This is a genomic window from Pseudomonas shiyinii, assembly GCF_056725765.1.
This window is the reverse complement of the sequence record NZ_CM161522.1, coordinates 2062052-2087023: the sequence shown is the minus strand read 5'-3', so window position 1 is coordinate 2087023 and position 24972 is coordinate 2062052. Positions and strand designations below refer to the sequence as shown.

The 24972-nt window shown below is 63.9% G+C and carries 21 protein-coding genes and 1 pseudogene; 12 read left to right on the top strand and 10 right to left on the bottom strand.

The genetic code is table 11. The features are described 5' to 3' along the window. Positions 1 to 50 precede the first annotated feature (50 nt). Entirely contained in the window at positions 51 to 437 is a 387-nt protein-coding gene (locus ACXHGZ_RS09525; RefSeq protein WP_480463533.1) for a VOC family protein, read from the top strand. An 84-nt stretch (positions 438 to 521) separates the two neighbouring features. After that, on the top strand, positions 522 to 1091 hold the full coding sequence (locus ACXHGZ_RS09520; protein ID WP_084859000.1) for a hypothetical protein: 570 nt from the start codon (positions 522 to 524) through the stop codon (positions 1089 to 1091). 167 nt (positions 1092 to 1258) lie between these two features. Here ACXHGZ_RS09520 and ACXHGZ_RS09515 read toward each other — a convergent pair whose 3' ends face one another. From ACXHGZ_RS09515 to ACXHGZ_RS09485, 7 genes are all read right to left on the bottom strand, one after another. Then, on the bottom strand, positions 1259 to 2938 hold the full coding sequence (locus ACXHGZ_RS09515; RefSeq protein WP_480463531.1) for an MFS transporter: 1680 nt from the start codon (positions 2936 to 2938) through the stop codon (positions 1259 to 1261). A gap of 222 nt (positions 2939 to 3160) precedes the next feature. Then, positions 3161 to 3829 (bottom strand): phosphoribosyltransferase, encoded by a 669-nt coding sequence (locus ACXHGZ_RS09510; protein WP_480463529.1) that lies wholly within the window; start codon positions 3827 to 3829, stop codon positions 3161 to 3163. 4 nt (positions 3830 to 3833) lie between these two features. Next, entirely contained in the window at positions 3834 to 3992 is a 159-nt protein-coding gene (locus ACXHGZ_RS09505) for a hypothetical protein (RefSeq protein ID WP_480463527.1), read from the bottom strand. Beyond that, positions 3973 to 4620, bottom strand: coding sequence for a DUF2238 domain-containing protein (locus ACXHGZ_RS09500; RefSeq protein ID WP_480463526.1), 648 nt, complete (start codon positions 4618 to 4620; stop codon positions 3973 to 3975). Before ACXHGZ_RS09500 ends, ACXHGZ_RS09505 begins: the two co-directional genes overlap by 20 nt. A gap of 724 nt (positions 4621 to 5344) precedes the next feature. After that, positions 5345 to 5773: a VOC family protein gene (locus ACXHGZ_RS09495; protein WP_084859004.1), complete on the bottom strand. Its 429-nt coding sequence runs from the start codon at positions 5771 to 5773 to the stop codon at positions 5345 to 5347. Positions 5774 to 5860: 87 nt separating this feature from the next. Beyond that, positions 5861 to 6787 carry an alpha/beta fold hydrolase gene (locus tag ACXHGZ_RS09490; protein ID WP_480463523.1) on the bottom strand — a complete coding sequence of 309 codons (927 nt, stop codon included), beginning with the start codon at positions 6785 to 6787 and terminating at the stop codon, positions 5861 to 5863. Positions 6788 to 6966: 179 nt separating this feature from the next. Next, on the bottom strand, positions 6967 to 9471 hold the full coding sequence (locus ACXHGZ_RS09485; protein ID WP_480463521.1) for a UvrD-helicase domain-containing protein: 2505 nt from the start codon (positions 9469 to 9471) through the stop codon (positions 6967 to 6969). Positions 9472 to 9656: 185 nt separating this feature from the next. On the opposite strand from ACXHGZ_RS09485, the gene ACXHGZ_RS09480 reads away from it, so the two are divergent. After that, on the top strand, positions 9657 to 10355 hold the full coding sequence (locus ACXHGZ_RS09480; protein ID WP_480463519.1) for a pirin family protein: 699 nt from the start codon (positions 9657 to 9659) through the stop codon (positions 10353 to 10355). Between the two features lie 43 nt (positions 10356 to 10398). Here ACXHGZ_RS09480 and ACXHGZ_RS09475 read toward each other — a convergent pair whose 3' ends face one another. Together ACXHGZ_RS09475 and ACXHGZ_RS09470 are read right to left on the bottom strand one after the other, a co-directional pair. Then, positions 10399 to 11274: an alpha/beta fold hydrolase gene (locus ACXHGZ_RS09475; protein WP_480463518.1), complete on the bottom strand. Its 876-nt coding sequence runs from the start codon at positions 11272 to 11274 to the stop codon at positions 10399 to 10401. A 21-nt stretch (positions 11275 to 11295) separates the two neighbouring features. Then, a complete protein-coding gene (locus tag ACXHGZ_RS09470; RefSeq protein WP_224459104.1) occupies positions 11296 to 11916 on the bottom strand; it encodes a LysE family translocator in 621 nt (206 codons plus the stop codon). Positions 11917 to 12061: 145 nt separating this feature from the next. On the opposite strand from ACXHGZ_RS09470, the gene ACXHGZ_RS09465 reads away from it, so the two are divergent. The 5 genes and pseudogenes from ACXHGZ_RS09465 to ACXHGZ_RS09445 all read left to right on the top strand — a co-directional run bounded on the left by ACXHGZ_RS09465 (position 12062) and on the right by ACXHGZ_RS09445 (position 19269). Continuing rightward, on the top strand, positions 12062 to 12544 hold the full coding sequence (locus ACXHGZ_RS09465; protein ID WP_480463515.1) for a GNAT family N-acetyltransferase: 483 nt from the start codon (positions 12062 to 12064) through the stop codon (positions 12542 to 12544). A gap of 151 nt (positions 12545 to 12695) precedes the next feature. Then, positions 12696 to 13150 (top strand): annotated as a pseudogene (locus ACXHGZ_RS09460) (REP-associated tyrosine transposase). 273 nt (positions 13151 to 13423) lie between these two features. Further along, a complete protein-coding gene (gene mexE, locus ACXHGZ_RS09455) occupies positions 13424 to 14665 on the top strand; it encodes a multidrug efflux RND transporter periplasmic adaptor subunit MexE (protein WP_480463514.1) in 1242 nt (413 codons plus the stop codon). A 12-nt stretch (positions 14666 to 14677) separates the two neighbouring features. Further along, positions 14678 to 17857 carry an efflux RND transporter permease subunit gene (locus ACXHGZ_RS09450; protein WP_480463513.1) on the top strand — a complete coding sequence of 1060 codons (3180 nt, stop codon included), beginning with the start codon at positions 14678 to 14680 and terminating at the stop codon, positions 17855 to 17857. Next, positions 17854 to 19269: an efflux transporter outer membrane subunit gene (locus ACXHGZ_RS09445; RefSeq protein WP_480463511.1), complete on the top strand. Its 1416-nt coding sequence runs from the start codon at positions 17854 to 17856 to the stop codon at positions 19267 to 19269. The genes ACXHGZ_RS09450 and ACXHGZ_RS09445 overlap by 4 nt, the downstream gene beginning before the upstream one ends. Before the next feature lie 87 nt (positions 19270 to 19356). On the opposite strand, the gene ACXHGZ_RS09440 is transcribed toward ACXHGZ_RS09445, so the two are convergent. After that, positions 19357 to 20343: a bile acid:sodium symporter family protein gene (locus tag ACXHGZ_RS09440; RefSeq protein WP_480463509.1), complete on the bottom strand. Its 987-nt coding sequence runs from the start codon at positions 20341 to 20343 to the stop codon at positions 19357 to 19359. Positions 20344 to 20423: 80 nt separating this feature from the next. Here ACXHGZ_RS09440 and ACXHGZ_RS09435 point away from each other — a divergent pair, with 80 nt between their 5' ends. From ACXHGZ_RS09435 to ltrA, 4 genes are all read left to right on the top strand, one after another. Further along, a complete protein-coding gene (locus ACXHGZ_RS09435) occupies positions 20424 to 21218 on the top strand; it encodes an AraC family transcriptional regulator (protein ID WP_480463507.1) in 795 nt (264 codons plus the stop codon). A gap of 21 nt (positions 21219 to 21239) precedes the next feature. Continuing rightward, positions 21240 to 22388, top strand: a complete 1149-nt coding sequence (ampC, locus tag ACXHGZ_RS09430) for a class C beta-lactamase (protein ID WP_480463505.1) — start codon at positions 21240 to 21242, stop codon at positions 22386 to 22388. Positions 22389 to 22686: 298 nt separating this feature from the next. Then, positions 22687 to 23019, top strand: coding sequence for a hypothetical protein (locus tag ACXHGZ_RS09425; RefSeq protein WP_084857653.1), 333 nt, complete (start codon positions 22687 to 22689; stop codon positions 23017 to 23019). A gap of 475 nt (positions 23020 to 23494) precedes the next feature. Next, positions 23495 to 24916: a group II intron reverse transcriptase/maturase gene (gene ltrA / locus ACXHGZ_RS09420; RefSeq protein WP_480460536.1), complete on the top strand. Its 1422-nt coding sequence runs from the start codon at positions 23495 to 23497 to the stop codon at positions 24914 to 24916. The last annotated feature ends 56 nt before the right edge of the window (positions 24917 to 24972 follow it).

The following is a 24972-nucleotide window of genomic DNA, read 5'->3' as shown; positions in this document are numbered from 1 at the left end:
ACGTATTACGTCTTTACTTGCAGGTAACCGCCTGCAGAACGGACGTGCCTATGAAAATCGTGATCACCAGCATCCTGGTCGACGACCAGGCCAAGGCCCTGGCCTTTTATCACTATGTGCTGGGCTTCGAGCCCAAGCATGATATCCCCATGGGCCAGCACCGCTGGCTGACCCTCACCTCGCCGAACGATCCCAACGGTGTGGAACTGCTGCTCGAACCTGATGCCCATCCCGCCGCCAAGACTTACAAGGCCGCCCTCAAGGCCGATGGCATCCCCGCCACCTCGTTCGGCGTGCGCGACATCCAGGCCGAATACACCCGCCTGTGCGCAGCCGGCGTACGCTTCACCCAGCCGCCGACCGCCATGGGGCCGGTGACCGTGGCGGTGTTCGACGACACCTGCGGCAACCTGATCCAGATCGCCCAGCGCCACTGAGCACAGCGCCCGGAGTGAATGTCGCCAAGCCTTCCGCTAAAGTGCCGATTCCTGCAACAAGCGCAGCCATAACAAGGAAAACCCATGCGCTACGAATTCAGCGAAGTACTCAACGACCTGGTCGACTATTTCATCCTCGGCGATATCCAGTTGCTACAACGCTACAAAGAAGAACACGACCTGCCTGATGACCTGGCCGGGGCGTTCACCAGCAGCGATGTCGGTGACCAGGCGGTGTTCGACGGCATCGTCCTGCCGCTGGCTGGGGTCGAGAACCTGCCCTACCGGATCATCTTCAGCCTCGACGAGGCTACCCCCGCCCTGCTCGCCCCCGGCAGCCGCCTGAAGCACCGCCGTCCGGGCTATGTACTGCAAGTGCAGCACCGCGCGCTGATGCTGTTCACCTGGCGCATCCTGCAGCACTTCACCCATAAGGCCCTGGGTGACCTGCTGGTGCGCTACCAACAACCGGGCCGGCCGATCATCGAATTGGACAACGGTTGGTACCGGGTCGAGGTGCTTGCCGGAGCGGTGCTGCGCGACGGGCTGTACGAGCCGGCGTTCGAGTTCGTGCTGAACAAGACCCACAGCCGGGGCGATTGCGCGGGCGTCGACATCGGCTATCGCTATGCCTTGCGGGGTTGTTTCGACTAGGCGATAGGCGCGGCGGTCCGACCTGCCCTGCGATCAACGGCCAAGCCCTTGCCAGGCGACGGCGATATCGGGCCCGCCCTGATCGCGGGACAAGCCCACACAGGCCATTGTTGTCGCGAGCCCCTGGGGTGCCGGCTTGCCTCGCGATGGCTGCACAGCAGCCCCGCTCATGCATGATGGATATCGCGGTCCTTGGTCTCGGGCAGGAAGAAGATCCCCAGTACCGCCGTCATCACCGCGATGACGATCGGGTACCACAACCCGTAGTAGATATCCCCTGTGGCTGCCACCATGGCGAACGCCACGGTCGGCAGGAAACCGCCGAACCAGCCATTGCCGATGTGGTACGGCAACGACATGGAGGTATAGCGGATACGCGCCGGGAACAGCTCGACCAGCCAGGCAGCGATCGGGCCGTAGACCATGGTCACGTAGATCACCAGAAGGGTCAGTAACAGCAACACCATCGGGTAATGGATCTTCGCCGGGTCGGCCTTCTCCGGGTAGCCTGCGTCCTTGAGTGCAGTGCCCAGGGTGGCGGTGAAGGCGTCGCCCTGCGCCTTGAAGTCCGCCGCAGCCAGCCCGGCCCCTTCGAAGCTCGGGATTACCCGGTCCCCGATGCGTACCTGCGCCACGCTGCCGGGCTCGGCATCCTCATTGGAATAGGGAATCGCACGCTTGGCCAACAGGCTCTTGGCGATGTCGCAGGAACTGGTAAAGCGCGCCTTGCCTACCGGGTCGAACTGGAACGCACATTGGTCGGGGTCGGCGACCACCACCACCGGGTTCTGCTCCTGGGCCACGAACACATCCGGGTTGCCGTACTCGGTCAGCGCCTTGAAGATCGGGAAATAGGTCAGCGCGGCGATGATACAGCCGGCCATGATGATCTTCTTGCGCCCGATGCGGTCCGAGAGGCTGCCGAACAGCACGAAGAACGGTGTACCGATCAACAGGGAACCGGCAATCAGCAGGTTGGCGGCCTGGGGGTCGATCTTGAGCATCTGCAGCAGGAAGAACAGCGCATAGAACTGCCCGGTGTACCACACCACCGCCTGCCCCGCGGTACCGCCGAGCAACGACATGATCACGACCTTGAGGTTCTCCCAACGGGCGAACGACTCGGTCAGCGGCGCCTTGGATGCCTTGCCCTCTGCCTTCATCTTCATGAACACCGGCGACTCGTTGAGCTGCAGGCGGATGTACACCGAAATCGCCAGCAGCAGGATCGACAGCACGAACGGGATGCGCCAGCCCCAGGCCTCGAAGGCCTCCGGCCCGAGCGCCGTGCGGCAGGCCATGATCACCAGCAGCGACAGGAACAGACCGAGGGTGGCGGTGGTCTGGATCCACGAGGTGAAGAAACCCCGCTTGCCCTTGGGTGCGTGCTCAGCCACATAGGTGGCTGCACCGCCGTATTCGCCGCCCAGGGCCAGGCCTTGCAGCAGGCGCAGGCTGATGAGGATGATCGGCGCCGCCACACCGATGCTCGCGTAGCTGGGCAGCACGCCGACCACGGCCGTGGACAGGCCCATGATGACGATGGTGATCAGGAAGGTGTGCTTGCGCCCGATCATGTCGCCCAGGCGGCCGAACACGATGGCGCCGAATGGGCGCACGGCAAAGCCTGCAGCGAAGGCCAGCAAGGCGAAGATGAAGGAGGTGGTTTCGTTGACCCCGGCGAAGAAGTGCTTGGCGATGATCGCGGCCAGGGAGCCGTAGAGGTAGAAGTCATACCATTCGAACACGGTGCCCAGGGATGAGGCGAAGATCACCTTGCGCTCCTCCCGGGTGATGCCGCGCTGGGGCGCACTGCTGCCTGTGGACGTGCTGTCGATAACCGCCATGGGTTGCCTCCGTCTATGGGCTATAGGCCGAAGGTGCCCCGCACTACGCATTCACCAATGCACCCAGGCCATGGGTTGTGCACGATTGCGCGAAGCACGACAGGACGAGCCGCCCAGGATCGCAGCAAGGTCTGTTGAAGCATAATCGGCTTTGCCCGGATAGCCATGCAAACCCGACCACGCGCCTTGACAAGCGACATGGTCGGGACACCATGGGACCGCTCAGCCCATCCTGCTGGCCGCCAGCAACCGCACCACTTCGTCATCGCCGGTCTGCTCGAACCGGTCATAGTGCAGCCCCACCGCACGAAACGGCTCGGGCATTTCCAGGCATACCAGCTCATCGACCAGGGGGCGCAGCATCGCCACCGCTTCCCGCGCGCCCACCGGGGCAGCGAACAGCAAACGCGACGGCCCGATGGCGGCCAGGGCCAGCAAGGCGGCACGGGCAGTGCTGCCGGTGGCGACGCCATCGTCCACCAACACCACCTCACGGCCCGACACATCAGGGGCTGGGCGATCCCCGCAGTAGGCCCGGCGGCGCCGCTGGATCTCCAGCAGTTGCCGATCACGCTCGGCGTCGAACCAATCCTGGGAGGCGCCGAATAGCGCCATCATCGCCTGGTCGGCCACGCAGTAAGGCGGGTTGCCCTCGGCCACGGCACCGATGGCGAACTCCTCGTTGCCCGGTGCACCGATCTTGCGCACCAGCACCAGGTCCAGTGGCGCAGCCAACGCCTTGGCCACTTCATAGGCGACCGGCACGCCGCCACGGGGCAAGGCGAGCACCAGCGGCTGGCCTTGTACCCGCGACTTGAGCGCCTGGGCCAGGGCGCGCCCGGCTTGGCGACGGTCTTTGAACACAGGGTGCTGGGAAAAATAGGTATTCATGGCATCAGACTCCGAACGGGAAGGTGTCTTCCTCATGGTTGGCGCTCTCGGGCACCGGCAGCGGCGTAACGGCAGCGGTCTGCTCGACCCACACCAGGGCATCGAACTGGTCGGCCAGCGACGCCTCGAGATGTTCCTCGGCATCACCTGGGCGGTCGAGCACTCCGCAATGTGCCCCACACAAGACTGGCAAGCGCCCCGCCAAGCGCCAGCGCCATATCCTTCTGCGCATCCCAGGGGTCGCGCTGGGTGGCGACGAAGGCCCGAGCCGTGTCGGTGCCCACGTATTGGCCACCGACCCATTCGATCAGTTCGTACAACGCCGAAGTGGCCAGCACCAGGTTCAACGCCAGGAAGGCGAGCCAAGCCCCACGCAGGGGCGTCAGACGCCATAGCGTTTCGCGCAGCGGCCGATAGAACAGCAGGCCGTAGCTCAGGTGGACCAAACGATCGTACTGGTTGCGTTGCCAGCCCATGGTCGCGTTCAACGACTGGTCGAACAGGCTCTGCCACCAACGGTTGTAGGGCACTTCGGCGTAGGTGTAGTGCGCCCCCAGCTCATGCACGGCCAGTAACAGTAGGATCGCCAGGTAGGCCTGCCATGACAGGCGCAACCAGCGCCAGCCGACGATCAAGGCCAGTATCAGGGCCAGCGGGACGAGGTTCTCCATCAGCCAGTCGGCGCGGTGGCGGGGCATGATGCCGGACGCCAGCACCGTGGCCATGGCCAATACCAGCAAGGTCACGGCCTGGGCGGGTGTGGCGTGTGGGGCAAGGGACTGTCGGGCCACGATGATGATCTCGTTGGGCTGTCTTTGCTTAGAGTCATCTCGTTATAGGTGTTCTGCTTGATCGGTGGATCTGTAGGAAATATTCCAGATCTTCGGCCTATTACCCGTAACTAGCGCTGCCCTGTGGGACAGCTTGCCGGCGATTGATCATGCCTAACATCAGCGTTTGACAAAAAGTGACCCGCCGTAAGGGCGGAAAGGTGATTCAGCGTCGCCATCGCAAACGGACTGTTCGCTTACATCAACACCAACGATTCCAGATTCAACAAACACCGAGCGCATGGGAACCGCGAAAACTCCATTCGCCATGGAGGCGCTGATTCACCTTTTCGCCTTTACGGCGACCTACTTTTGCTCTTGGGCAAAAGTAGGCAAAAACCGCTGGCTCCTGCATCCGGCCCCTGCGCTTCGCTCCGGGGTTCCCTCGCTCCGGCATTACTCCCGGTGGGGCGCGGCGAAGGGCCATCCATGGCCCTGCGCCGCTTGCCGGGCATCCATGCCCGGCACCCACCTCCGTAATGCCTCCACTCGGCCTCCTGACGTCGCGTTTGGCGGCGCCTGGGCTATCGCGCATCGCAAGCAAAAGCAAAGGCAAAGGCAAAGGCAAAGGCATCCTCTTACAAAACTTGATAACTAATTGATTTCGCCGGGTATTTGGAAGCCACCGCTGCGCAAGACCACAGGAGCAGCACCCGATTACCGTCGCCTGGCAAGGACTTGGCCCTTATCGCGGGCCCAGCTCACAGGACACCGGCCCCTTGAGCTCGACCTGGTTGCCGTCGGGGTCGAAGCAATACAGCGAGGGCCCTTCGCCCTCGGCGCCATAGCGCTTCTCGGCAGGCTCCACGGTGACCCCGGCCGCTTGAAGGTAGTCGACCAAGGCGTGCTCATCAAAAGGTTCGATGCGCAGGCAGAAGTGATGCAGGTTATGCCCCTGCCCGCTCGGCGCCGGCCCGCCTGGGCGCCCTAGCGGCCCATCGAGGCTCACCAGGTCGATCATCGACGTGCCTGCCGCCAGGTGCACCATGCCCAGGTCTTCCCGGGTTCGGCTCACCTGGCAACCGAGCAGGTCACGGTAGAAGGCGATGCTGCGGTCCAGGTCATGGACCCGCAGGACGATATGATCGATATGCTGGATGACGAACGGTGGCATGCCGCAGCTCCTTTGGGCGACCTGGGAAAAGGTACCTGGGCAACATAGCCCATCCCAAGGTGCACCGACAGCCCCCGTTTCGCGCGGCTACTCGTTGACCAGACGCTGCAACTGGCCATGGTCATGGGTGGCCAGCACCCGCAGGATCAGGTCGACCAGGGTGCGGTCCGGGCCTTCGAGATGGAAGTGGTGCCCTCCCGGATGCCAGGTGACCCGGGCGTGGCCAGGCAGAGCCCCCTGTCGCGGCTCGAAACCGTCCCCGGCGAAGGCGCCCTGGCGCCCGAGCATCAGGTACAGCGGGCAGGCGATCTGCCTGAGCAGGTCGCAGGCTTCACGCTCGGTCAAGGGCATGGGTTCGGGCAGCACCAGGCGCGGGTCGTGGCGCCAGCAATAGCCCTCGCCCACCTGCAACAGGTCGCGCTGGGCCAACAGCCGTGCGGCCTCGGCGGACAAATTGCCATCGAGCCGGTTGCGCCGTTGCGCGAGCGCGGTATCCAGGTCATCGAACTGGCTCCCGCCAGGCTCGGCAAAACCTTGCAGACGGCTGCGCCGGACCATGCGCTTGAGGCGATAGGCCCGGGCCAGGTGCGCCACACGATCATCCTCGGCGACCGTGAACGGCGCCCCCATACCATCGAGAAAGACCATACTGGCGATGCTGCTGGTCAGTGCCGCCAGCAGCGAGGCGATACCGGTGCCCATGCCGTGGGCCAGGACATGAAAATGCCCAAGGCCCAGGCTGTCGACCACGGCCAGCATGTCTTCGGCGTGTTCCCACAGGTAATAGCCGCTGTCGTCGCGGCGATGGTCGGAACGGCCGTGGCCGGCAAGGTCCGGGGCGACCACGAAGCACCCGTCGAGCAAGGGCGCCAACCGGTCGAATGAAGCGGCGTTGTCCAACCAGCCGTGCAACGCGAGCACCGGAATGCCATCTTCCGGGCCCCAGCAACGCACGGCAATCTCGACGCCTTCGAGGTCTAGCAGGTGATCCTTGGGACTGCACTGCGAACGCATGAACTCTCTCCCTTGGCTATGGCCTGGCGCCAGCGCACAGGCCGGTAACCTACCTTCGCCCAGCCAAGCCTGCCCCGCTGGCCCCTCACCGACGGCAACGTGTGCGACACCGACCCTTGGGCGTCATTGCCGGCATCGACCCGCGTGACCGCTCAATGGCAACGCTTTGATGCGCACGCTCACTGACCGCGCAGGTCTTCGAAAAACGCGTGCCGGCCAACCACCTGGCCGGACGCGCGAGGCGCACCCGCCGACTCGCCGTTGGCGGCCTCCACATGCCAATAGCAGTGCCTGACTGCACGGGTCACCGCGACATAGGCCAGGCGCTGCACTTCTTCCTTCTGCGCCGTGTCGAATGCCTGGGCATCACCGGCGCGCCCCAGGCCCGCCATGCGGTACGCCTGGTTCTTGTAGGGTGAACTGGTCAGGTACTGGCAATCGCCGAGCATGAACACCGCGTCGGCCTGCAGGCCCTTGGCGCTGTGGTAGGTCAGCTGGCGCAGCCGGCGCTGCTCGGGCGGCAAGCTGGAGTCTGCCTTGTATACCGCTGATAAATGCTGATCCATCAATGATTTATCGGAACTTTTTCGAAACAGCATCATGACCGTTTCGCCCCGTTGGTAGTGTTCCATCAAGGTCTTGGCCAAGGCGGCCTCGTCGCGCTCGAAGACTTTCACCGGCGACAGCGGCAGCGCGGCAGCCTGGCCGCTGGCCTTGGCCTTCTTGCCTGCGATGGCCTGTGCGCCTTTTACCAGGTGTTCGGCGGCATCGATGATGTGCTGCTGGCTGCGGTAGTTTTCCACCAGCATTACCCGGGTATTGGCCGGCGACGGGAAAGCCTTGGTGAATTCCATGAAGTATTCCGGGGAGCTGCCCCGCCAACCGTAGATCGACTGCCAGTCGTCGCCCACGCACATCAGCGAACTGTGCGCGGCGTTACGCCCGGTGTGCATGGCCGGGCCGCGCCTGCGGATCTCGGCCAGGCTTGCCCGCAACCAGCTGACGATCTGCGGCGAGACGTCCTGGAACTCGTCGATCATCAGGTGCGCCAGCGGGCGCAGCAGCGGGTCGGGCAAAAGGCGCAGGTTCTCCGGGTTGTTCTCGCCGAACAGCGCGAACATGCGGTTGTAGGTCATGACCGGTGGCGATTGCGTCAGCAGGTGTGCTTCCAAGGCTTTCCAGTAGAGCGCCAACGCTTCGAAGAACAAGGCATCGCTGTCACCCGGCGGGAAGCTCATGCCGGCCACGGCGCTGTTCACCTCCAGGCCAAGGTTCTCGATGAAGCTGGCGGCACCGACAAACGCGTCGAGCAATGGCGCCGGCGCCAGTTCGCCCTTGACCTTGTACTCGAAGCCCGGGCCCGCGACGGCATCCCCAGCCAAGGTGGCGGCCAAGCGCTTGGCTGCCGAATAGTTTTCCAGCCATATCAAAGGTTTGTCGCAGAAAGCCTGGAACAGGGTGCGCTTTACCGCCCATTCGGCACGAACCCCAAGCTTGGCGCCTGGGCGCTGGTACTGAGCGCTTTCGGACGGGTCGAAACCCAGCACCACCCAGGCATCCAGCCCTTCGAGGCGGCCATGCACGTGGAAGCGGCTGCCGCGGATCTGCACGGTATCGCGGCACGGCTCGATGCCCTTGATCGGCCAGGCGCCGGCGGCGAACCACAAGTCCTCGATCACGTCGCACAGTTCTTCATCGCGCTGGGCAGCCAGTTGGGTCACCTGCACACGCTTCTGCACGTCGGGGTGGTCCGGGTCCAGGGGTTTGAGCTGCAGGGCTTCGCGTCGCAACGCGCCGATCAGTTCGGCGAAGCGTGGGTTGCCTTGCAGCAGGTCGCGATAGCACAGGTTCAGCTGCTGGCGCTGGGCGTCATTCAAACGCAGGTCGAACGGATTGCCCTCGGCGTTGGCTTCGCCACCAGCCGGCAGGTCCTGCCCCAGGGTCTCGAATGCCCGCAGTTGACCGAAGCCCGGCAGGCTGCGCACCAGCGGCAGAATGCGCGAATGGAAGGTACGCACCAGTTCGCGGGCCTGGGCGGGATGCAGATCGAGCTGCCAGAGTGCGAATACCTGCACCAGGCGCTTGATGAAATCCTTGCGCGATTCGCGGGTGAAGGTCACCACCGTCATGGCATCGAGCTCGTAGCCCAGGTAATGGCGCAACAGCAAGATGCGCAGCACCAACGAGGTCGACTTGCCCGCGCCTGCACCGGCCACCACGCAGGTGGACGGGGTATCGCTGAAGATCAGCTTCCATTGCGCGGCGCTGGGCTGGGCCTCGGCAGGCAGGCGCTGGGCGACATCGGCCTTGAAGCGCTTTTTCAATTCAGCGGTCAGCGGTAGGCGCCAGTCATCGAACAGCTTGTCGTCCTGGCCAGGTACCCCAGCGGCGTCGGGACGGACATCGCGGATCACCAGCACCTGACGCCCGGCTTCGTAGCCTTCGACCCGGCCACGCTCGTAGCCTTCGCGCACGCCATCGGCATGGCCGCTACGCTGGCCGGTCGCATGGCCGAGGAACCAAGAATCGCGGTGCTGCGCTTGCAGGCGGGTCAGGCCGCGGCCCAGCAGGCGGGCGGCCAAGCGGCGGAACCAGGGCAGTTGCGCCGGCGGCGCCAGGTCCGCAGGGGCTTGGGGATGCTCGTGAGGCACGGTCACTCCGTTGAAAATCGAATCAACGGGCATGTTCGCCCCATCTGCGAAAAATCGCCAGCGAATGCTTGCAGATCAGTGGATTAGGCGATGAATCGCAGGCTTTACCCAAAGAACACAGATCTAATAAATAGATCAAAACAAGCCGATATTTACGCTTATTTTCGATCTTTGTTTGGCGCATCATGGCTCCATCAACCGATTCAAGGAGCACGACCATGTTGCAACTGCGACCGTTCGAAAGCCTGGGCCATGCCAACCACGGCTGGCTCGATGCCCACCACCACTTCTCGTTCGCCGAGTACTACGACCCGGCGCGCATGAGTTGGGGCAACCTGCGCGTCTGGAACGACGACCTGATCGCCGCCGGCGGAGGCTTCCCGCCACATCCGCACCGGGACATGGAAATCATCACCTACGTCCGTGAAGGCGCGATCACCCACCAGGACAGCCTGGGCAACAAAGGCCGCACCGAGGCCGGCGACGTCCAGGTAATGAGCGCAGGCACCGGCATCGTGCATAGCGAATACAACCTGGAAAAGGTCGACACGCGGATCTTCCAGATCTGGATCCTGCCTGAGCGGGTCGGCGAAGCGCCGTCCTGGGGCACCCGGCCCTTCCCCAAGGGCGAGCGCGGTGAAGGCTTCGTGACCCTGGCCAGCGGCCGGGCCGGCGATGAAGACAGCCTTCGCATCCGCACCGATGCGCGCCTGGTGGCCGCAACCCTGCGTGCTGGCGAAAGCGCCGAATACCGCTTCGACGCAGGGCGCCGGGGTTATCTGGTGCCTGCCAAGGGGCTGGTGGAGGTCAATGGCCTGCGGGCCAAAGCCCGGGATGGCGTGGCCATCGAGCAGGAGCAGGTGTTGCAGGTAACGGCCGTCGAGGACAGCGAGATCGTCCTGGTCGATGTGGCCTGATCTGGACTGGCCCGGTCGCGTTCCTACAACACATGCAAACCCGTCAATGGGCGAGCAGCCAGGTCACCACCTGCTGCGCCGCCCCCGCCGGATCCTCCTGCATGAAGCAATGTCCCCCGGGCACCTGCCGAGCGCTTACATGGGGATTGAGCGCGGCCAGCCGCTGTACCGAATGGGGAACGAACGGATAGGTATGCTCGCCATACAGGATGGATGTCGGCACCTTGATCTGCAGAAGGTGGGACCACATCCGCTCGGGGAACGAACTGAAGATCTCCGCTTCCCGACTGGGCCTGCACTTGAGCACCACCCCTTCCCCGCACTCGCCCACGGCATGCTCCACATAGGCCTGCAATGCTGCCTCGCTCCAGCCCTTGAAGATGCCCCGGCCTTGCAGCGATGCCGTGACCGCCTCGCGGTCGGGCCAATGGCTGCGCCGGGTCGCGGCCTTGCGTGCCAAGGTGTGACGGCGGTGCAGCCCGAGCAGTGCAGCCACGCCCATCACGCCGAGCATGCGCCGCCTGAACAATACCGGGTCGAGCAGCATGGCGCGGCTGAACAGGTGCGGCTCGCTGGCCAGGATCAACCCTGTCAGCACACCGCCAAAGCTGTGGCCCAGCGCAACGCGCGGCACGCCCCCATACTCGCCCCGCCCGGCCTCGAACGCCTCGACCGCCAGCTCGGCGCTGCGGTTCCAGCCCCGGAAAGCTCCGCCATGGTCGCTGTCGCCATGGCCTTGCACGTCACTGAGCCACAGGTCGAAATGCTCGCCCAGCGTCATCAGCATGGGCTGGTAGGCCAGGCTGCAGAAGCCGTTGCCATGCAGGAAATGCAGCAACGGCCGCCCGCTGGCCGGTGACCGCCAGCCGCGCAGGGTGAAACCTTCGCAGCTTTCGTGGGACCAGGGAATCAACTGCATCGCTTTGCTGTACTCATCGGTCTAGGAAAAAGACGATTCTACAAACAGCAGCGGGTACAACGAAATCACCAACAACAGGGCCATCAGGACATTGAACAGCATCAACCAGCGCGGGTTCTGCAGGAAGTTGCGCAAGGCGCTGCCGAACATCACCCAGATACCGACGCTGGGCAGGTTGACCAGGGCGAACAAGGCGGCGATGACGATGACGTTGAGCACATAGCCCTGGGCAGGCGTGTAGGTGGTGATCGCCCCCACCGCCATCACCCAGGCCTTGGGGTTGACCCACTGGAATGCCGCCGCCCCCCAGAAGCCCAGCGGCTTGCCTGCGCCCTTGGTATCGCCGGACATCGGCCCGGAGGTGGCGATCTTCCAGGCCAGGTACAACAGGTACGCCGCACCGACGTAGCGCAGGAGGGTATACAGCGGCGGCCAGGCCTTGAACAGCTCGCCCAGGCCGAAGCCCACCGCCAGCACCATCACCATGAAGCCGATGCTGATACCCAGGGCATGAGGAATGGAGCGGCGCACACCGAAGTTGACCCCCGAGGCGAGCAGCATGGTGTTGTTCGGCCCCGGCGTGATCGAGGAGACGAAGGCAAAGAGCACGAAGGCGGTGAGCAGATCGATGGATCCAAGCATGGTGGGCTTCCACAAGGGGTTGTTGTGTTGTCACACTAGCGGAGCGATTTTCCTTGCGACCCGTACAGTTACGTTAAATTGCACCGATACACATGACTGTATCGGTTCGAAGCGCCCTGCCCTGCACCTTCAAGGATGCCCGACCATGAGCCTGACCATTCGCCCCGCCGTACGCGCCGACGCCGCGCAGATCCTTGCCTTCATCACCGAGCTTGCCGATTACGAGCGCGCCCGCCACGAAGTGGTGGCGAGCCTCGCCGATATCGAACGCACCCTGTTCGATGAAGGCAGCACCGTGCACAGCCTGATCTGCGAACGCGATGGCCAGGCCATCGGCTTTGCCGTGTATTTCTACAGCTATTCCACCTGGCTGGGCCGTAATGGCATCTACCTGGAAGACCTGTACATCACCCCAGAGCAACGTGGCGACGGAGCTGGCCGTCAATTGCTGCGCCATATCGCCCGCGAGGCCGTGGCCAAAGGCTGCGGGCGCCTGGAGTGGAGCGTGCTGGACTGGAACGAGCCGGCAATCGGCTTCTACCGGTCCCTGGGGGCCGAGCCTCAGGATGAGTGGGTTCGCTACCGGCTCGATGGTGAGCGGTTGGCGCAATTTGCTGCACAGGCCTGATGGCCCTGGGGCCGCGTCGCGGCCCATCGCAGGCTTCGCCAGCTCCCACGAGCTTTCACGGTGAAATGTAGGACACATCCTGTGCCATTGAGCCAATAGCACCTTCGCGACTCGCAGCTACCTTGAGTATTCCACTTCAAGGAAAAAGGCCATGGACAGTCCAGGATCTCACCGGCTTCGCCAGGGCCGGGTGTCTATTCAAGGTCAGATATGCCTGCTGACCACAACGGTGCAGCACCGCCAACCCATATTCCGTGATTTCCATCTGGCCAGAATGTTGGTCGGAGAACTGCGCAAGGCTCAAGAAACGGGCCTGGCCCGGTCACTGGCATGGGTGGTGATGCCCGACCATCTGCATTGGCTGCTCGAACTCCAGCACACCTCGCTGGATGCACTGATGCGACGGGTCAAATGCCGAAGCGCCTACCTGGTCAACCGGTCCTGTCAGCAACAGGGCGGTCTCTGGCAAAAGGGATACCATGACCGAGCACTGCGTCAGGAGGACAACATACGGGCGACCGCTCGCTACATCGTGGCCAACCCATTGCGCGCCGGTCTGGTTTCGACGATAAGGGACTACCCCACTGGGATGCCGCATGGCTCTAGCCCTCCAGAGGATAGAGACATCAGCCGCGAGCGCTTCGCACTCGATCGCAGGCTTCGCCACCACCCCAAGGGTGAAGGCGTGGGAGCTGGCGTAGCCTGCGATGGGCCGCAACGCGGCCCCCTATCGAGGACACCTGACTTTCATGTGTCCTGATCGATGAGGCCGCCGGACTTATCATTCCGCTTGATAATAACCTTCGCCCCGTTCGATTCGTTCCTCGCGCGCAAGACTCGCAGAATCCGCCCACTATCCAATTATTGGCGGAGTTCTCCATGGAACAATCATTCAAACCCTTGCGCTTTCCGCTCGCTGCGTTGGCAGTGATGGTGATCGCCGCTTGTGGCAGAGCCCCGGAAGCCGTGCAGGCGCCCGCCGCACCCAAGGTCAGCGTGGCCAAGGTGATCGAGCAGCCGATCAACGAATGGGACGAATTCACCGGTCGCCTGGAAGCCCCGGAAACCGTCGAGGTGCGCCCACGCGTGTCGGGCCAGATCGACCGGGTGGCCTTTACCGAAGGCGCCCAGGTCAACAAGGGCGACCTGCTGTTCCAGATCGACCCACGCCCGTTCCAGGCCGAAGTCCGTCGTCTGGAGGCCCAACTGCAACAAGCCAAGGCCACCGCCATCCGCAGCGCCAACGAAGCGCGCCGCGGCGAACGCCTGCGCGACAGCAACGCCATTTCCGCCGAGCTGGCCGAATCGCGCAGCAGTGCCGCTGCCGAAGCTCGCGCCGGGGTCGATGCGATCCAGGCCCAGCTCGACCTGGCCCGCCTCAACCTGAGCTTCACCCGCGTCACCGCACCGATCAGCGGGCGGGTCAGCCGTGCCCAGTTCACCGCCGGCAACATCGTCACCGCCGATGTCACCCCGCTGACTTCGGTGGTGTCCACCGACAAGGTCTACGCCTACTTCGACGCCGACGAGCGCGTGTACCTCAAGTACACCCAGCTGGCCCGCGAAGGCCAGCGCGGCCAGAGCACCCCGGTGTACCTGGGGCTGACCAACGAAACCGGCAACCCGCACCTGGGCCAGATGAACTTCGTCGACAACCAGGTCAACCCGCGCACCGGCACCATCCGTGGCCGCGCCGTGTTCGACAACCGCGACGGCCGCTTCACCCCGGGCCTGTACGCCCGCCTGAAGCTGGTCGGCAGCGCCAAATATGACGCTGTGCTGATCAACGACGAAGCCGTGGGTACCGACCTTGGCAAGAAGTTCGTGCTGGTCATGGACAAGGACAACAAGGCCGCCTACCGCGCCGTGGAGCTGGGGCCCAAGCTCGAAGGCCTGCGCATCGTGCGCAGCGGCCTGGGCAAGGATGACCGCATCGTGGTCAAGGGCCTGCAGCGCGTACGCCCAGGCTCCCCGGTAACGCCCGAGGAAACCCCGATGGCCAGTGACGAGACCCTCGCCACCCTGGCTCGCCAGCGCCAGGCCCTGGAGGCCAGCAACCCGACCCCGACGGTGGCCGGTTCCAACGACAAAGTCGCCAGTGCCCAGGCACCTCGCGGTTAAGGATCGATGCCGATGAACTTCTCCAAATTCTTCATCACACGGCCGATCTTCGCCGCCGTGCTGTCGCTGGTGTTGCTGATCGCAGGCTCCATCGCGCTGTTCCAGCTGCCGATCAGCGAATACCCCGAAGTGGTGCCACCCACCGTGGTGGTGCGCGCCAACTTCCCCGGCGCCAACCCCAAGGTGATCGGCGAAACCGTGGCCGCGCCCCTCGAGCAGGCCATCACCGGCGTCGAGAACATGCTGTACATGTCCTCGCAGTCGACCGCTGACGGCAAGCTGACCCTGACCATCACCTTCGCCCTGGGCACCGACCTGGACAATGCTCAGGTACAGGTGCAGAACCGCGTGACCCGCACCCAGCCCAAGCTGCCAGAGGAAGTGACGCGCATCGGTATCACCGTCGACAAGGCCTCGCCCGACCTGACCATGGTCGTGCACCTGACCTCGCCGGACAACCGCTACGACATGCTCTACCTCTCCAACTACGCCATCCTCAACATCAAGGATGAGCTGGCACGCCTGGGTGGCGTGGGCGATGTGCAGCTGTTCGGCATGGGCGACTACTCCCTGCGGGTGTGGCTGGACCCGAACAAGACCGCCTCGCGCAACTTGACCGCCAGCGACGTGGTGGCGGCCATCCGCGAACAGAACCGCCAGGTCGCCGCCGGCCAGCTGGGTGCCCCGCCCGCCCCAGGCTCGACCAGCTTCCAGCTGTCGATCAACACCCAGGGCCGCCTGGTCAACGAGGAAGAGTTCGAGAACATCATCATCCGCGCCGGCGACAACGGCGAGATCACGCGCCTGAAGGACATCGCCCGGGTCGAGCTGGGTTCGAGCCAGTACGCCCTGCGTTCGCTGCTCAACAACCAGCCGGCGGTGGCGATCCCGATCTTCCAGCGCCCAGGCTCCAATGCCATCGAGATCTCCGACGAAGTGCGGGCGAAGATGGCCGAGCTGAAGAAGGATTTCCCCGAGGGCATGGACTACAGCATCGTCTACGACCCGACCGTGTTCGTGCGCGGCTCCATCGAGGCGGTGGTGCATACCCTGTTCGAAGCCCTGGTACTCGTTGTCCTGGTGGTGATCCTGTTCCTGCAGACCTGGCGTGCCTCGATCATCCCGCTGATGGCCGTGCCGGTGTCGTTGATCGGTACCTTTGCGGTGATGCACCTGTTCGGCTTCTCGCTCAATGCGCTGTCGCTGTTCGGCCTGGTGCTGGCTATCGGCATCGTGGTGGACGACGCCATCGTCGTGGTGGAGAACGTCGAGCGCAACATCGGCCTGGGCCTCCAGCCGCTGGAGGCGACGCAAAAGGCCATGAGTGAAGTGACCGGGCCGATCATCGCCACGGCCCTGGTGCTGTGCGCGGTGTTCGTACCTGCGGCGTTCATCTCCGGGTTGACCGGGCAGTTCTACAAGCAGTTCGCCCTGACCATCGCCATCTCCACCGTGATCTCGGCGTTCAACTCCCTGACCCTGTCGCCGGCCCTGGCTGCGGTATTGCTCAAGGATCACCACGCGCCCAAGGACCGTTTCTCGCTGCTGCTGGAAAAACTTTTGGGCAGCTGGCTGTTCGCCCCGTTCAACCGCTTCTTCGACCGCGCCAGCCATGGCTACGTCGGCGGCGTGCGCCGGGTCATCCGCTCCAGCGGCATCGCGCTGTTCGTCTATGCAGGGCTGATGGGCCTGACCTACCTGGGCTTCTCGTCCACCCCGACCGGTTTCGTGCCGGCCCAGGACAAGCAGTACCTGGTGGCCTTCGCCCAACTGCCGGACGCAGCCAGCCTCGACCGCACCGAGGCGGTGATCAAGAAGATGAGCGAAATCGCCCTGGAGCAACCTGGCGTGGCCGACTCGGTGGCCTTCCCGGGCCTGTCGATCAACGGCTTCACCAACAGCCCCAACAGCGGCATCGTCTTCACCCCGCTCAAGCCGTTCGACGAACGCAAGGACCCGAGCCAGTCGGCGGCAGCCATCGCGGCGGCGCTGAACGCCAAGTTCGCTGACATCCAAGACGCCTACATCGCGATCTTCCCGCCGCCGCCCGTGCAGGGCCTGGGCACCATTGGCGGCTTCCGCCTGCAGATCGAGGACCGTGGCAACCTGGGTTACGAAGCGCTGTACAAGGAAACCCAGAACATCATCGCCAAGAGCCATGACGTGCCGGAGCTGGCAGGCCTGTTCACCAGCTACCAAGTCAACGTGCCTCAGGTCGATGCCGCCATCGACCGGGAGAAGGCCAAGACCCACGGCGTGGCCATCAACGACATCTTCGAGACGCTGCAGATCTACCTGGGCTCGCTGTACACCAACGACTTCAACCGCTTTGGCCGCACCTACCAGGTCAACGTCCAGGCCGAGCAGCAGTTCCGCCTCGACGCCGAGCAGATCGGCCAGTTGAAGGTGCGCAACAACCTGGGCGAGATGATCCCGCTGGCGACCTTCCTCAAGGTCAGCGACACCTCCGGCCCCGACCGGGTGATGCACTACAACGGCTTCATCACCGCCGAAATCAACGGTGGCGCAGCACCGGGCTACAGCTCCGGCCAGGCCGAAGCCGCCATGGAGAAACTGCTCAAGCAGGAGTTGCCCAACGGCATGACCTTCGAATGGACCGACCTGACCTACCAGCAGATCCTGGCAGGCAACACGGCACTGTTCGTCTTCCCGCTGTGCGTGCTGCTGGCCTTCCTGGTGCTGGCGGCCCAGTACGAAAGCTGGAGCCTGCCGCTGGCAGTGATCCTGATCGTGCCGATGACCCTGCTGTCGGCCATCACCGGCGTGATCATCTCCGGCGGTGACAACAACATCTTCACCCAGATCGGCTTGATCGTGCTGGTGGGCCTGGCATGCAAGAACGCCATCCTCATCGTCGAGTTCGCCAAGGACAAACAGGCCGAGGGCCTCGACCCGCTCGCTGCGGTGCTGGAAGCCTGCCGCCTGCGCCTGCGGCCGATCCTGATGACCTCGATCGCCTTCATCATGGGTGTGGTACCGCTGGTGTTCTCCTCCGGTGCCGGTGCCGAGATGCGCCATGCCATGGGCGTGGCGGTGTTCAGCGGGATGATCGGCGTGACGGTGTTCGGCCTGTTCCTGACCCCGGTGTTCTTCTTCCTGATCCGCCGATTCGTCGAACGTCGCCAGGCCCGCAAGGCCGAGCGCGCGCCCTCGTTGGAGAGCCATGCATGAACCTGCTCAAACCCCTGACACCGAGCCTGCTGGCACTGGCCCTGGCGGCTTGCGCGGTGGGCCCGGACTACCAGGCACCGCAGACCGAGCCTGCTCACATCGATACCCAGGCGCCGGCCAAGGCCTTCGACCGTAGCCGCTTCGAAAGCGTGTGGTGGAAGCAATTCGACGACCCGGTGCTCAACCAGCTGGTGCAAGCCTCGCTGGATGGCAACCGCGACCTGCGCGTGGCCTACGCCCGGCTCAAGGCGGCCCGGGCGATCCGCGAGGATGCGCAGAACGACCAGTTGCCAGTGGTCACCAGCCGCGCCAGCAGCGAGATCGGCAAAGGCCAGATCCCCGGCCAGACCGAGCGCCGGGTCAACAGCGAACGCTATGACCTGGGCCTGGACATGGCCTGGGAGCTGGACCTGTTCGGCCGCATACAGCGGCAGATCGAGGCCAGCCAGGCGCAGGAGGCCGCTGCGGCGGCCGACCTGCAGCAGTTGCAGGTCAGCCTGATCGCAGAACTGGTCGATGCCTACGGCCAGCTGCGCGGTGCCCAGCTACGCGAGCAGATCGCCCTGGCCAACCTCAAGACCCAGCAAGAGTCGCGCAGCATCACCGAGACGTTGCGCGATGCCGGCGTGGGCAACGAGCTGGACGTGGTACGCGCCGACGCCCGCCTTGCCGCGGTAGAGGCAACGGTGCCGCAATTGCAGGCCGAACAGGTGCGGGCACGCAACCGGATCGCCACCCTGCTGGGCCAACGGCCGGATGCATTGAGTGTCGACCTCTCGCCCAAGGCACTGCCGGCCATCGCCAAGGCATTGCCGGTGGGCGACCCGGGCGAGCTGCTACGCCGGCGCCCGGACATCCGCAGCGCCGAGCGCCAGCTGGCAGCGGCCACGGCGAATGTGGGGGTGGCCACGGCCGACCTGTTCCCGCGGGTGAGCCTGAGTGGGTTCCTGGGCTTTACCGCCGCGCGCGGTTCGCAGATCGGCTCGTCGGCGGCCAATGCCTGGGCACTCGGCCCGAGCATCACCTGGGCGGCATTCGACCTGGGCAGCGTGCGGGCTCGCCTGCGCGGGGCCAAGGCCGATGCCGAAGGGGCTTTGGCCAACTATGAACAGCAGGTCTTGCTGGCGCTGGAAGAGTCCTCCAATGCCTTCAGCGACTACGGCAAGCGTCAGCAACGCTTGTTGGCCTTGATGCGCCAGAGCGAAGCGAGCCGCAAAGCAGCCGACCTGGCGTCGGTTCGCTACCGGGAAGGCACGGTGGACTACCTGGTGCTGCTCGATGCCGAGCGCGAGCGGCTGAGCGCCGAGGATGCGCAGGCACAGGGCGAGGTTGAGCTGTACCAGGGCATCGTGGCGATCTACAAGGCCCTGGGCGGTGGCTGGCAGCCGGAGGCGGTGGCCAGCGCTCGCTGACGTTTCAACGACTCCTTTGGTTGGATCCTCCCCCAACCGTTTGCCCCGCTTGCCGTTGGCTTGTGGGGCTTTTTTTCAACCCCATTTTCAAGATACGACCGAAGCCCCTTCGACCTCCCGCGCCGCGTACTTCTGTGCCAGCACCGCGCACACCATCAACTGGATCTGGTGGAACAACATCAACGGCAGGATCATCGCCCCGATGCCGCCACCTACGAACAATACCTGTGCCATGGGTACGCCCGTCGCCAGGCTCTTCTTCGAGCCGGCGAACAGGATGGTGATCCGGTCCTCCAGGCTGAAGCCCAGCGCACGCCCCAGCAACCGCGTGCCGAATAGAACCGCCGCCAACAACACACCGCACACCACGAACAACCCGGCCAGGTGCTGCGGCGACACCGTATGCCATAGCCCCGTGACCACGGCGTCGCTGAATGCCGTGTAGACCACCAGCAGAATCGACCCCTGGTCGACGACCTTCAGCCAGCGCGCGTTGCGCTGTACCCACCCACCAATCCAGCGCCGCGCCAACTGCCCCGCCACGAACGGCACCAGCAACTGCAAAGTGATCTTGAGCACCGCATCGAGCCCGGAGCCCGTCTCGCCTTCGGCCCCCAGCAGCAGCATCACCAGCACAGGCGTCAGGAAGATGCCCAGCAGGCTCGAGGCCGCCGCACTGCAGATTGCCGCCGGGATGTTGCCGCGGGCCAGCGACGTGAAAGCGATTGCCGACTGCACCGTGGCCGGCAGGGCGCACAGGTACAGCACGCCCAGGTACAGCTCGTTGCCCACCAGCGGCACGAACAGCGGCTTGAACGCCAGGCCCAGCAGCGGGAACATCACGAAGGTGCAGGCGAACACCAGCAGGTGCAGCCGCCAGTGCCCAGCACCGGCGATGACCGCTTCGCGCGAAAGCTTGGCCCCATGCAGGAAGAACAGCAGGCCGATGGCCAGGTTGGTCAGCCAACCGAACAACACCGCCCCATCCCCCGAGCATGGCAGCAAGGTGGCGACCAGCACCACCGCAAGCAAGGCCAGGGTGAAATTATCTAGGACTTTTCGCACGTACTTCATTGAATCTTCCGTCTTGTAATTATGCAGAGGCAAACGATAAGGTCTGGCCTTTCCAACCGCTAACGCCGGAACCCCCACCAGTGTCGCCGAACGGACACCCCGAGCCCCGGCTCAATCAGCTCGAACGCTTGCCGCGCCCGGTGTACGGGCATGCACAGAGCCTTCCCAATATCGCCCTGGGCTATCGCCACCAGCACCCTTGGGGCCAGCTGTCCCACGCACGTCGTGGCATCCTTCGCGTACAGACGCCCCAAGGTCTCTACCTGGTACCGCCCCAGCGTGCCGTATGGATCGCTGCGCGCGTGCCGCATCGGGTGGCGTGCGAGGCCGATACCTGTATTCGCAGCCTGTACATCGAGCCCAGCGCCCTGCCCTGGCCTGACGCCACCTGCCGGGTGGTGGCGGTCGACCCCCTGCTGGGCGAGTTGATCCAGGCGTTTTCGCAATTGCCGGTAACCTACGACGAACAGGGCGCCGATGGCCGGATGGTGCAAGTGTTGCTCGACCGCCTGGCCTGCGCCCGGGAAGAGCCCCTTCTGCTGCCGTTGCCCCATGATCGCCAGTTGCGCCAGGTATGCCGCCGTCTGCAGGCCACTCCCGACGATACGCGCAGCCTGGCCGAATGGGCCGTGCGCCTGGGCGTGTCGGAAAAGACCTTGAGCCGGCGCTTTCTGCGCGAAACAGGCCTGACCTTTCGCCTGTGGCGCCAGCGGGTACGCCTGCTCAGCGCCTTGCCGTCCCTTGAGCGCGGCGAGCGCGTCACCGACGTGGCACTGGCCTGCGGCTATGCCTCGCTGTCGGCGTTCATCGCTGCTTTCGGTGAACATTTCGGCCAATCGCCTGGCGAATTCCTGCGCCGCAACCACCTTTCCTGAAGCTCGAAAAGGACCTTTTACATGATTTTCACCGCCCGCCTCTGCCGACTTGCCCTCGCCCTCGGCCTGGCCTCGGTTGCAGCCCCAAGCTTGGCCGACTCGCTGCAAGCCCAGGTCGATGGCATCATCGAGCCGCTGATGCGCGAGCATGACATCGCCGGCATGGCCGTGGCGGTGATCGCCGATGGCAAGGCGCACTACTTCACCTATGGCGTGGCCAGCAAGGCCGATGGGCAGCCGGTGAGCCGCCAGACACTGTTCGAAGTCGGCTCGCTGAGCAAGACCTACACCGCCACCCTCGTCGCCCAGGCCAATGCCGAAGGCAAGCTCGACCTCGATGCACCCGCCAAGCGCTACCAGCCGGCACTGGGCGGTACACCGCTGGGCGAGGCCAGCGTGCTCGAGCTGGGCGCCTACAGTGCCGATTGTTTGCCGTTGCAGTTCCCAGACCAGGTGCGGACCACCGATCAGGTGCTGGCTTTCTACCAGCAGTGGCGCCCACGTAGCCAGCGCGGCACCCAACGCTGCTACTCCAACCCAAGCCTTGGCCTGTTCGGCGAACTGGCCGCGCGGGCCCAGGGCAAGCCCTTCGCCCAGGTGATGACGCAGCGGCTGCTGCCGGGCCTGGGCCTGGCTCATACTTACCTTGAGGTGCCCGACAGTGCTCGTGAGCACTACGCTCAAGGTTATGACGCCAGCAACCAGCCCGTTCGCGTCAACCCCGGGCCGTTGGCCGATGAAGCCTATGGCATCAAGACCAACCTGACCGATGCAGCACGCTACGTACACCTGCAACTGCACCCCACGCAGCTCTCCCCCTCACTGCAAAAGGCCATTGCCATTACCCAGGCAGGCTACTTCAAGGTCGGCGCCATGACCCAGGGCCTGGGCTGGGAACGCTATCCATATCCGGTCGCCCTGGACACCCTGCTCGAGGGCAACAGCTCGACCATGGCGCTGCACCCCCAGCCGACCGTACGCCTGAAGCCTGCCCAACCGGCCATACCGGCTGCCTGGTACAACAAGACCGGCGCGACCGGTGGCTTCGGTGCCTATTACGCATTCGTTCCAAGCGAGGGGCTGGGCATCGTCTTGCTGGCCAACCGCAACTACCCCAACGAGGCGCGCGTGCGCGCGGCCTACAAGATTCTCTCCAACCTGGCACGGTGAAATGCGCATGCCGGCAGGATTGTCGGACAAAAATGTAGTGGCAAAAAATATTCACTACAAAACGGTTGACGCCGCGGAACGGCCTTGGGCATGATGAGGCCGTCTCCCTGATCGGGAGCGGTGGCAAGGGTATTCCAGACGGCCTGCGCGGTAACGCAGGCCGTCCGTGGAGAGGGAAACTGTCCAAAAGGCAGCGTGAGAAAGCCCCTGTTGCGATGCTGCTGTAGCAGCCTTGGTAGTGCGCTACATGTCGTGGCGCCGAGTGTGAAATCACTAACTGACGGGTAATGGGGGCTTTATGATGAATTTGAACAACAATCCTACGATCGACCAATTGGCCCAGCTGTTCGCCGCACGCAAGGACAGCCTCGACGACCATCTGCTGTGGGTCAGCCAGACCGGCGAGGTACGCCTTGACCGCCTGCCGCCCAATACGGTCGAAGATGAATTCGAAACGCACATGCCCAGCATGCGCGCCCGCTTCAAGGTCTACCGCCGTGGCCAGGGCTACGTCGGCAAGAAGGCCGCCGCCGACACCGAGTTCGTCGGTCGCGTCCTGCAGACCCTGCAACAAGAATGGCCTACCGCCCGTGAGCGGCAGGCAGTCAAGGTGATCGACCCACTGAACTGAGTGGTACACCGCCTCTTGAGCCCGGCCCCCAAGGCCGGGCTTTTTCATGGTGCGCCAGGCATGGCGCGTTGCGCGCAAGCGCAACCCGCTTGGCTGTGGTGGTCGAGTGGGTGACTTGGAGGTGAAAGTCCTCTACACACCCGGCAAGGGGAAGTGTTAGCCAGAGGCAAGGGTGTCGCGGGTGACTGCGAATCTGAAGGAAGCCCGAGGCAAAATGCTGGCCTGACGTACAGGAAGCGGATTAGGCGGCGCAGCGGGGTAAGACGGCTATGATCGTCAAAGCCCAATACTTGCACGGAACGCTGCGACGTAGATCCGACAGGCATAAGCAGGAAGGTCACGCGAATTACCCTGGGAGATCTGCATGTTTGCCTTTGTGCTACCGAGCGTCGAGAGGCGACGGGATGAATGTGCAGAAGTCAGCCGAGGCCGTAGTAAGTGACGGCTAACCACGTCACCAAGGGCCGAACAGGTTATGCCGCCAGTAGGCGTCACTGTCTCGTTGGTAGCCGCAATGCAGAAATTTCCCACAGCGGAAACTGTTATTCCGAGTCCTGGCCAGAAGTCGAGGATGATGCATGACAGTGCAAAGGTATCGACGGCGTCAGTGGCGTGGACGAACGCGGAGCCGGACACGCTGATGGAGCGGGTGCTTGCACCGACGAACCTCAAGCGTGCGTATCAACGCGTGGTCAGCAACAAGGGAGCGCCGGGTGCCGATGGCATGAAGGTCGCTGACTTGGCGGGCTATGTGAGACAGTATTGGTCAATCCTCAAGGCCAGGTTGTTGGCCGGCGAATATCATCCCCAGACAGTGCGAGCGGTTGAAATTCCCAAGCCGCAGGGCGGCACCCGGCAACTGGGAATTCCCAGCGTCGTGGATCGCCTGATCCAACAAGCACTACTGCAACAGCTCACGCCTATCTTCGATCCGCTGTTTTCGGACTACAGCTACGGCTTTCGTCCAGGCAGAAGCGCCCATCAGGCTGTAGAAATGGCTCGAACCCACGTGGCGGCAGGTCATCGCTGGTGTGTGGAACTTGATCTGGAGAAGTTCTTCGATCGGGTCAACCACGACATACTCATGGCCTGTATCGAGCGCCGGATCGAAGACAAGCGCGTGCTCAGGCTCATCCGCCGCTACCTCGAAGCCGGGGTCATGTCGGGCGGCGTCGTTAGCCAACGGCGGGAAGGGACGCCGCAAGGTGGCCCGCTTTCGCCTCTGCTGTCGAACATCCTGCTCGATGAACTCGACCGAGAGTTGGAGCGACGGGGCCATCGCTTCGTACGATATGCCGATGACGCGAACATTTATGTGCGCAGTCCTCGTGCTGGCGAGCGAGTGATGGACGGTGTGGAGCGCTTCTTGAGCCAGCGCCTGAAACTGACGGTGAATCGAAAGAAGAGCCGTGTCTCAAGGGCTTGGAAGTGTGAATACCTGGGCTATGGAATGAGCCGGCACATACAGCCGAGACTGCGTGTGGCGATGATGAGCCTAGGCCGCATACGTGACCGGCTGAGAGAATTGCTACGCGGTGCGCGGGGTCGCAAGGTGGCAAACGTCATCGAGTGGATAAACCCTGTGCTGCGAGGCTGGGCGAGTTACTTCCAGCTCAGCCAGAGCAAGCGGCCGCTTGAAGAGTTGGATAGCTGGGTCAGGCACAAACTTCGCTGTGCCATCTGGCGACAATGGAAGCGGCCCTCTACGAGGGCGCGCAACCTGATGCGTCTGGGGTTAAGCGAGGAACGGGCCTGCAAATCAGCCTTCAATGGCCGAGGCCCATGGTGGAACTCCGGAGCGCCACATATGAATCAGGCGCTGCCGAAGAAGCTATGGAATCAACTCGGACTGGTCTCGATACTGGATACGATCAACAGGCTTAGCCGCATAACCTGAACCGCCGTGTACGGAACCGTACGCACGGTGGTGTGAGAGGACGGCGGGTCAGGGCC

Excerpts from the sequence above, each read along its gene's own strand:
- ACXHGZ_RS09525 (WP_480463533.1), top strand. The coding sequence starts at position 51 with ATGAAAATCGTGATCACCAGCATCCTGGTCGACGACCAGGCCAAGGCC.
- ACXHGZ_RS09520 (WP_084859000.1), top strand. The coding sequence starts at position 522 with ATGCGCTACGAATTCAGCGAAGTACTCAACGACCTGGTCGACTATTTC.
- ACXHGZ_RS09515 (WP_480463531.1), bottom strand. The coding sequence starts at position 2,938 with ATGGCGGTTATCGACAGCACGTCCACAGGCAGCAGTGCGCCCCAGCGC.
- ACXHGZ_RS09510 (WP_480463529.1), bottom strand. The coding sequence starts at position 3,829 with ATGAATACCTATTTTTCCCAGCACCCTGTGTTCAAAGACCGTCGCCAA.
- ACXHGZ_RS09495 (WP_084859004.1), bottom strand. The coding sequence starts at position 5,773 with ATGCCACCGTTCGTCATCCAGCATATCGATCATATCGTCCTGCGGGTC.
- ACXHGZ_RS09490 (WP_480463523.1), bottom strand. The coding sequence starts at position 6,787 with ATGCGTTCGCAGTGCAGTCCCAAGGATCACCTGCTAGACCTCGAAGGC.
- ACXHGZ_RS09485 (WP_480463521.1), bottom strand. The coding sequence starts at position 9,471 with ATGCCCGTTGATTCGATTTTCAACGGAGTGACCGTGCCTCACGAGCAT.
- ACXHGZ_RS09480 (WP_480463519.1), top strand. The coding sequence starts at position 9,657 with ATGTTGCAACTGCGACCGTTCGAAAGCCTGGGCCATGCCAACCACGGC.
- ACXHGZ_RS09475 (WP_480463518.1), bottom strand. The coding sequence starts at position 11,274 with ATGCAGTTGATTCCCTGGTCCCACGAAAGCTGCGAAGGTTTCACCCTG.
- ACXHGZ_RS09470 (WP_224459104.1), bottom strand. The coding sequence starts at position 11,916 with ATGCTTGGATCCATCGATCTGCTCACCGCCTTCGTGCTCTTTGCCTTC.
- ACXHGZ_RS09465 (WP_480463515.1), top strand. The coding sequence starts at position 12,062 with ATGAGCCTGACCATTCGCCCCGCCGTACGCGCCGACGCCGCGCAGATC.
- mexE (WP_480463514.1), top strand. The coding sequence starts at position 13,424 with ATGGAACAATCATTCAAACCCTTGCGCTTTCCGCTCGCTGCGTTGGCA.
- ACXHGZ_RS09450 (WP_480463513.1), top strand. The coding sequence starts at position 14,678 with ATGAACTTCTCCAAATTCTTCATCACACGGCCGATCTTCGCCGCCGTG.
- ACXHGZ_RS09445 (WP_480463511.1), top strand. The coding sequence starts at position 17,854 with ATGAACCTGCTCAAACCCCTGACACCGAGCCTGCTGGCACTGGCCCTG.
- ACXHGZ_RS09440 (WP_480463509.1), bottom strand. The coding sequence starts at position 20,343 with ATGAAGTACGTGCGAAAAGTCCTAGATAATTTCACCCTGGCCTTGCTT.
- ampC (WP_480463505.1), top strand. The coding sequence starts at position 21,240 with ATGATTTTCACCGCCCGCCTCTGCCGACTTGCCCTCGCCCTCGGCCTG.
- ACXHGZ_RS09425 (WP_084857653.1), top strand. The coding sequence starts at position 22,687 with ATGATGAATTTGAACAACAATCCTACGATCGACCAATTGGCCCAGCTG.
- ltrA (WP_480460536.1), top strand. The coding sequence starts at position 23,495 with ATGCCGCCAGTAGGCGTCACTGTCTCGTTGGTAGCCGCAATGCAGAAA.